The sequence below is a fragment of the Bradyrhizobium sp. 139 genome (assembly GCF_023074175.1).
Taxonomy (GTDB): Bacteria; Pseudomonadota; Alphaproteobacteria; order Rhizobiales; family Xanthobacteraceae; genus Bradyrhizobium.
Genome location: NZ_JADPKS010000120.1, coordinates 1 through 6,856, shown reverse-complemented (window position 1 = coordinate 6,856; position 6,856 = coordinate 1). Strand labels below are relative to the sequence as shown.

The 6,856-nt window shown below is 60.0% G+C and carries 8 protein-coding genes and 2 pseudogenes; 6 read left to right on the top strand and 4 right to left on the bottom strand.

Translation table 11 applies throughout. The features are described from left to right. Positions 1-66 precede the first annotated feature (66 nt). Entirely contained in the window at positions 67-420 is a 354-nt protein-coding gene (gene tnpB, locus IVA80_RS27680; RefSeq protein WP_247437574.1) for an IS66 family insertion sequence element accessory protein TnpB, read from the bottom strand. Positions 421-514: 94 nt separating this feature from the next. Next, a complete protein-coding gene (locus tag IVA80_RS27675) occupies positions 515-838 on the bottom strand; it encodes a transposase (RefSeq protein ID WP_247437572.1) in 324 nt (107 codons plus the stop codon). 542 nt (positions 839-1,380) lie between these two features. Between IVA80_RS27675 and IVA80_RS27670 the strand changes: the two genes are divergently transcribed. The 6 genes and pseudogenes from IVA80_RS27670 (at position 1,381) to IVA80_RS27645 (ending at position 5,622) form a co-directional block, all read left to right on the top strand. After that, a complete protein-coding gene (locus IVA80_RS27670) occupies positions 1,381-2,478 on the top strand; it encodes a DUF2817 domain-containing protein (protein WP_247437570.1) in 1,098 nt (365 codons plus the stop codon). A gap of 191 nt (positions 2,479-2,669) precedes the next feature. Further along, positions 2,670-2,822 (top strand): annotated as a pseudogene (locus IVA80_RS27665) (transposase); the annotation flags it as partial. Between the two features lie 127 nt (positions 2,823-2,949). Beyond that, on the top strand, positions 2,950-3,345 hold the full coding sequence (locus IVA80_RS27660; protein WP_247437568.1) for a transposase: 396 nt from the start codon (positions 2,950-2,952) through the stop codon (positions 3,343-3,345). Next, positions 3,342-3,689 (top strand): IS66 family insertion sequence element accessory protein TnpB, encoded by a 348-nt coding sequence (gene tnpB / locus IVA80_RS27655; RefSeq protein ID WP_247437566.1) that lies wholly within the window; start codon positions 3,342-3,344, stop codon positions 3,687-3,689. The genes IVA80_RS27660 and tnpB (IVA80_RS27655) overlap by 4 nt, the downstream gene beginning before the upstream one ends. 72 nt (positions 3,690-3,761) lie before the next feature. Then, positions 3,762-5,371 (top strand): IS66 family transposase gene (locus IVA80_RS27650; protein ID WP_247437563.1). Its coding sequence is split into 2 segments (ribosomal slippage): positions 3,762-4,509 and positions 4,509-5,371, totalling 1,611 coding nucleotides; the frame shifts between segments, so codons are not numbered across the junction. Then, on the top strand, positions 5,368-5,622 hold the full coding sequence (locus tag IVA80_RS27645) for a hypothetical protein (RefSeq protein ID WP_247437577.1): 255 nt from the start codon (positions 5,368-5,370) through the stop codon (positions 5,620-5,622). Before IVA80_RS27650 ends, IVA80_RS27645 begins: the two co-directional genes overlap by 4 nt. 107 nt (positions 5,623-5,729) lie before the next feature. Here the strand turns inward: IVA80_RS27645 and IVA80_RS27640 are convergent. Both IVA80_RS27640 and IVA80_RS27635 read right to left on the bottom strand, forming a co-directional pair. Further along, positions 5,730-6,164 (bottom strand): annotated as a pseudogene (locus tag IVA80_RS27640) (MFS transporter); the annotation flags it as partial. A gap of 35 nt (positions 6,165-6,199) precedes the next feature. Continuing rightward, the gene (locus tag IVA80_RS27635) at positions 6,200-6,754 is read right to left on the bottom strand and encodes a transposase (RefSeq protein ID WP_247437560.1); all 555 of its coding nucleotides are present in this window, start codon (positions 6,752-6,754) and stop codon (positions 6,200-6,202) included. Between the last annotated feature and the right edge of the window lie 102 nt (positions 6,755-6,856).

Genomic DNA, 6,856 nt, shown 5'->3' with positions numbered 1-6,856 from the left:
AGGCAAATCACTCATTGGCCCGAGTCTGCCATGCTTCGCGCCCCGATGCAGCGAAGACTTTATGTCCTACGCAAGTGCTTTCGGCTGCGGGATTCGAGGCGCGTGCATCCGCGTCCAATCCATGCCGGCCAGAAGCGCGGACAGCTGCGCGGCGTTCATCCGCATCACGCCGGCCACGATGGGAGGCCATTTGAAGCCGCTGCCCTCAAGCCGCTTCCAATACATCACAAGGCCGCTGCCATCCCAGACGACAATCTTCACCCGATCGGCGCGCTTCGCACGGAACACCACCGCCACGCCCTTCATCGGGTCATGGCCCAGCGTCTCCTTCGCCAACAGCGCCAAGCCCTCCGCACCTTTTCTGAAGTCCACAGGTTGCGTCGCCACGTAAATCATGAGGTTCGCGGGCGGCGTCAGCATGAACGTGTCCGTCGAAGCGCCAAGAACACATCACTCAACACAGCAAGGCCAGGCGTCCCTCGCACCTCAACGCGTGCCCCCTGGAGTTCAACCGTTACAACGGCTGCTTCCGGCGACCCGGTGGGCTCTGCGGCCGCCGGTAGCGCCGATTCCGATACCACCGGCACGAACGACAGCGTGTCCGCCGAAGCCGGCGCAGCACCAACTGGCCCAAACGCGCCCGGCGCCGCCAGTCGTGCACCTGCTGGGGCCGGCACCCATGGCGACGCGCGACATCTGTGACAATCGCCCCCGGCTCAAGGCTTTCCGCGGCAATCTGTGCCTTCAAATCGTCCGGCCAGCGCTTCCGACCTGCGCCTGCGTACACTTCGATACGCGGTGACAACGGTCGTCTTATGTCGTCCGAATGGTCGTCCATTATGAGCACCCTTGCAGAAGATGACTCTTCTAGCGTGCTCTCAGGATTGAGTACAACAATTCTCAAGGGCCTCAACGCCACGCTTACGGTCAACTAAGGCTTCAGCGGCTTTTGATTCACCATGTTGGCTGGCGGGAGGGCAGTATGGAGTGGCAAGCCTACGCTCTGGATCTTCGCAATTATGTTGTGGCGAAAATTGAGGGAGGAATATCTCGCAACCAAGCGGCCAAGCGGTTTAGGAATAGCAGTCGGGAGTTGTCATCTGCTGGATGCAGCGGATCAGGAACGATAATTTCACATTGCGGGGTGCGCTGCCGAAATTGCCGGCTGCGGCCCTGAGGGGGCGATGACCTCTCAGTGTGGGACTTCGTGTGCACCGAGAAGTTGGCGGCAACGATCCCGAGCGTGATGTTTGACGCACAAAAACATCGCATTTGTCCCCAGTATGCGCAGAGTTTCGGCTGTGCGATGCCGACATTCGAGGGATGCGGCTTTGAATCACGCTATGCTAAGTGTTGGATCATAGTCGGAGGTAAAGTGGCGTGAACTTTGAGATCGCACAGCAAACCGCTTCTGTCGTGTTTTCCGATTCTTATCTGGAAGCTAGGGAAAAATTCGTGGCCGCGGTGCCCACGTCGAGATCGTACCCGTGCAGCTCAAAGGGGCCATCCGGTGAGGCTCTGTTCACAGACGTGGCGTACTTTGGCAGTCCACATGCCAAGAAGCTCCTGGTCCTGGTTTCTGCTACGCATGGTCCAGAGGGGTACCACGGTTCCGCCTCGCAACTACTGTTTTTGCGAACAAGACGTCACGAGGAGCTTCCGCCCTCGACAGCCGTGCTCTTCATCCACGCACTCAACTGCTACGGGTTTGCCTGGGATCGGCGGTCGACTGCAGAGGGGTGCGACCTCAATCGGAATTTTATCGATTTTTCCAACCCGGCTCCCCCAAATCCCGGTTATGAGGAGTTGGATGAGCATCTAGTTCCTGCAGACGTGACAGAGGAGGGGATACATCGCGCAGAAGCTGCGATTGCGGAATATCGCAAGCTACACGGCGAGGAGGCTTACCGATCAGCGTCATATCGTGGTCAGTACACTCGGCCGGGTGGCCTGTTTTACGGCGGCGCCGAGCCGACGGAAGCCAGGCGAACCCTCGAGCAAATAGTGGCCGACTTTGACGTGGCGGCCCGCGACAACGTCATCATCATCGATTACCACACTGGGCTCGGTCCTTACGGCTATGGCGAAATCCAATGCGAGCAGCCGTCCGGGCTAAAGGGGTACGAGCGAGCTGCAAAAATCTTTGGGCCCTCCGTGACGTTCCCGGATCTTGGCACCTCCTCGTCGATCAACTTGCCCGGTACGCAAGACGAATACTGGCAGCGCATCTTGGGAGATCGGCACACTTACATCGCGCTCGAATATGGGACTTACCTCTGGTCGATAGCAGTACTGCGGGATGAGCACTGGCTTTTTAAGTATAGGCCGGACGCGGTTGATTCCGAACTGGGACGAAAAATTCGGAACGCCACCAAACGCCATTTCTACCCACAAAAACCAGATTGGAACGAGATGGTTCTATGGAGAGCGCACTTAGTGCATCGACAAGCACTAGAGAGGTTTAGATCTGGGGACTAGCCGGTTCCGAAAACCCTGTCCGCTGACGTCGCACTTTAAGGTAGAGGCACTTCAGGAGCGGCGAGAGCCCATTCGTCGCCGAAGACAATCTTAACTTTGTTAAGTCTTGCTCCGTAGGAGCGCCACGCGCGGGCGTCAGGAGGATAGCCCTCTGATCGTCCAACTGGAGCGTTGCTGTGCGGACAGAGCGCCAAGTCTCCAGGAGCAACGATATGGACAAGGCAATCAGTTACTGCCTTCGCCGCTGGCATGCATCTAGCCGCCTCCTTGATGACGGACGGCTTTGCATCTCGAACAACGCTGCCGAGTGTCAGCTACCGGCTGTCGCAGTGGGGCGAACAAATCGCCCCCTCGCCGGGCCGGTTAAGGCGGTAGGCGTGTGTGGCCAATCTTGATGACGTCGACCTATAGGGTCTCCCTCCGGCGTGGGCCGCCTTGTCGGGTTAGGGAGAGTGCTGTGTAACAGTCCTTATGGACAGCAATAAGTTCAGTACTCAGGTTGAACGTCTCGGCGTTGTAGAAACCGGTCGGCGGCGGCGCTGGGCGGATGACGAGAAGCTCAAGATCGTTGCGGAGAGCATGGAGACGCCACAAGCGATCTCGTCGACCGCGCGGCGGTACGGCATCTCGCGCTCGCTGTTGCTGAATTGGCGACGATCGTTCTGCACAGAGCCGGATGGCACTGAGGGGCAGAAATCCGGCTTCGCGCGGGCGATGGTCGTGGCGGATCCGGCGCCGTCGGTTCCCGCCGCACCGGCGAGCGGCCGCATGGAGATAGAAATCGGGAAGGATCGTCGCGTCATCGTCGACGCCGGCGTCGATGTGGCCGCGCTGGCGCGGGTGCTCGCGATTCTAGCGCGACGATGATTCCGATTCCGAATGGCGTCAGGGTCTGGATCGCGACCGGGCACACGGACATGCGCCGGGGCATGCAAGGCCTGGCTCTGACGGTTCAGGAGCAGTTGAAGCGCGATCCCCATGCCGGCGATCTCTATATCTTCCGGGGCCGTCGCGGCGACCTGGCCAAGATTTTGTGGCATGACGGCATCGGGTTGTCGCTTTACGCCAAGCGTCTGGACCGCGGCAAGTTCATCTGGCCCTCGGCGTCGGACGGTGCGGTGTCGATCTCGGCGGCCCAGATGGCCTATATGCTGGAAGGGATCGACTGGCGAAATCCACAAACGACGTGGCGTCCGAACAGCGCGGGCTGAGCCAGCAAAAATATGGGACGTCGTGCATTTTATGACGCCTCAAATCGCTGCATTTATGATTCTATCGTTGTTATGGATGCTTCGCCCGAGGCCGCTCCCGATGACGTCGCTGCCCTGCAAGAGGCGTTGGCGGTCGCTCGCGCGAAAGCATCCGAAGATGCAGCCCTGATTGCCGAGCAGAAACTGCGGATCGCCAGGCTGGAGCGTCAGATCTATGGGCAGCGATCGGAACGTTCTTCTCGTCTGATCGATCAATTGGCGCTCACATTCGAAGAGCTCCAGGCCAGTGCCACGGAAGATGAACTTGCGGCAGAGAAGGCGGTCGCCAAGGTAACCTCTGTACGCGGATTTACGCGCCAGCGACCCGAGCGCAATACATTCCCTGACCATCTTCCCCGCGAGCGCGTGGTGATAGATCCGCCGACGGCGTGTGCGTGCTGTGGCGGCAATCGTCTGCGCAAACTTGGCGAGGACGTGACGTGTACGCTGGAATCGATACCCCGTCAGTGGAAGGTGATCGAGACTGTGCGGGAGAAGTTTACCTGCCGGGACTGCGAGAAGATCAGCCAGGCGCCGGCGCCATTCCATGTCATTGCGCGGGGATGGGCTGGTCCCAGCCTGCTAGCCATGATCATGTTCGAGAAGTTCGGTCAGCATCAGCCTCTGAACCGTCAGGCGGATCGCTACGCCCTGGAAGGTGTGCCGATCGCCCTGTCGACCATGGCCGACGCAGTGGGTTCAGTTTGCGCGACGCTTGATCCCATCCGCCGCCTTGTGGAGGCCCATGTCATGGCGGCCGAGCGCCTTCATGGGGATGATTGACTGTGCCGGTCCTGGCCAAGGGCAAGACCGACACGGGGCGTTGCTGGATCTATGTTCGGGACGACCGGCCTTTTGGCGGAACGGGACCGCCGGCGGCGATGTTCTATTACTCGCGCGACCGCAAGGGCGAACATCCGAAGATGCATCTGGCCGGATATGCCGGCATCCTGCAGGCGGACGCCTATGACGGCTATCACCAGCTCTACCTTGCCGGGCGAAATCCCGGCCCGATCCGGGAGGCGGCGTGCTGGGTGCACGCAAGGCGTCCGTTCTTTGCCATGGCTGATATCGAGGAGAACGCTCGACGCAAGGCCCAGGGCAAGAAGGAGATCCCGCTCTCGCCCATCGCGATCGAAGTCGTGCGCCGGATCGACGCGCTGTTCGAGATCGAGCGGCCCATCAACGGCAAGAGCGCGGAAGAACGCCTGGCCGTGCGGCAGACGCTAAGCCGGCCACTGGTCGACGATCTTCATGTCTATATTTGGGAGCAAGCCGCCAGGCTCTCCCGTGGGCATGACCTGGTCAAAGCGTTCAATTACATTCTGAAGCGCTGGGCGAGCTTCACTCTGTTCCTTCAGGATGGGCGCGTATGCCTGTCCAACAATGCAGCCGAGCGAGGGCTGCGGGGAATCGCCCTGGGCAGAAAGTCGTGGCTGTTTTGCGGGTCTGATCGCGGCGGACAGCGCGCCGCTTCCATGTACAGCCTGATCGTCACCGCCAAGATGAACGGCGTCGATCCGCAGGCCTGGCTGAGCGATGTCCTCTCCCGCATCGCCGCCCATCCAGCCCACCGGCTGGACGAACTGCTGCCCTGGAATTGGACGCGCGAAGTATCATCCGTCTCCGCTCAGGCGGCCTGATCGTGCACGTCAACAAGGTCCATCACGTCACCACCATCCGTCGCGTCGCCCAGGACCTCGGCGAAAGCGAAGACTGGCTGGCGGAAGTCGCCAATGAAATGGAAATCGAGGATGGTGTAATCTGGGTCTACGGGGTCGGAGAAGGCGGCGTCATGGCGTTCACCGACTTCGGCATCGAGAACCTCGTCGAGCTGATCAAAATGCACAAAGACGATCCCACCCTGCTCAAGCGTTGGTATCGGCAAGAATGACCAACCTGGCGGCCCACGCCGGATGCTTACCCTATAGGCATGGCTTGCCGACTTGCTGCGCGCGTACTGGATGAACCTCCGATGGCCGGTTAGACTCACCCCGTCCGCTAAAGCTGCCTTGATCCTTGCTCAGGCCCGCCCATCACGCACTTCACTTTGGCTAGCTCCTCAGCTCCGATCAGCGATTGGCCGTACACCACCTCGCTCGCAGCGCGATCAGGTTCATCTTCCTTCCACCGCACCGAACCGAACGGGCGCTCTAGCATACGGCGGACGCGCACGGGTTCTGGACCAGCGTGAAAAGCCGCCGCCTGTTGATCCAGGGCCCGCTCGGACTGTGTCGAGCGGTTGCGCTGCCGCAGATAATCCAGCCACGTCGGACAGCGATAGCGTTCAATCCAAAGTTCAGGGTCGGAGATATCGCGGGCAACGGACCAGCCATAAGCGCCACTGCGCTGTCGGTACAACTGCACATCCTGCATTACATTGTGAAAGGCGCGCGCACTTTCCTGTGCTACACGATACTCAATTTCGACGACTAGTTCTGCTGAGCGGAATAGAAGGACTCATTTTCAGCTCATGCGGTTAGCGGTTTGCCAGCGTAAGTCCATCGGAAGGGCTTGGCCATCGTTCTGTTGAAGCAGGCGATGAACTGCTCGATCTTAGTTCGCAACTCGCTCTTTGAGGCAAAACTGCTGCGGCGAAGCAGTTTGCGCGCGAGGATGGAGAACCAGATTTCGATCTGGTTGAGCCATGAGGCGTGCTTGGGGGTGAAGTGGAAGATGACGCGATGGGTCGGGTCGCGCAGGAATACTTCGCGGGTCTTCTTGGAAGCGAGCACGCCGGACTTGCCTTTGACACCCAGTCTGCGCTTGAGGCCGCAATGGCGCGCGACCAGACGAACCACGGACGCGGAGAGGTGGATATCGAGATTGTCGCAGACGATATCCCACCGCGTGTCGGGGTCGGCACTGTTCAGCAGGGCTTTGAAGAAGCGCGCGAAGTCCTTCTCGCTGCGGGTATCGCCGATGACACCTTCGACCTCGCCGGTGGTGACGTCGAAGGCGGCGATCAGGGCCTGGGTCCCGTGACGGCGGTATTCGAACTCATGCCGCTCGACCTTGCCCGGCACCATCGGGAGCTATGCGGGATTTTGGGTGACGAGGTGATCAGGCGGCGTGGTTTGCCGGCATGTGGATGACCTCGATGCCGTCGTTGAATCTGACACCTGCGA

Coding starts and splice junctions, on each gene's coding strand:
- IVA80_RS27675 (WP_247437572.1), bottom strand. CDS start 838: ATGGACGACCATTCGGACGACATAAGACGACCGTTGTCACCGCGTATC.
- IVA80_RS27660 (WP_247437568.1), top strand. CDS start 2,950: ATGGACAGCAATAAGTTCAGTACTCAGGTTGAACGTCTCGGCGTTGTA.
- tnpB (WP_247437574.1), bottom strand. CDS start 420: ATGCTGACGCCGCCCGCGAACCTCATGATTTACGTGGCGACGCAACCT.
- tnpB (WP_247437566.1), top strand. CDS start 3,342: ATGATTCCGATTCCGAATGGCGTCAGGGTCTGGATCGCGACCGGGCAC.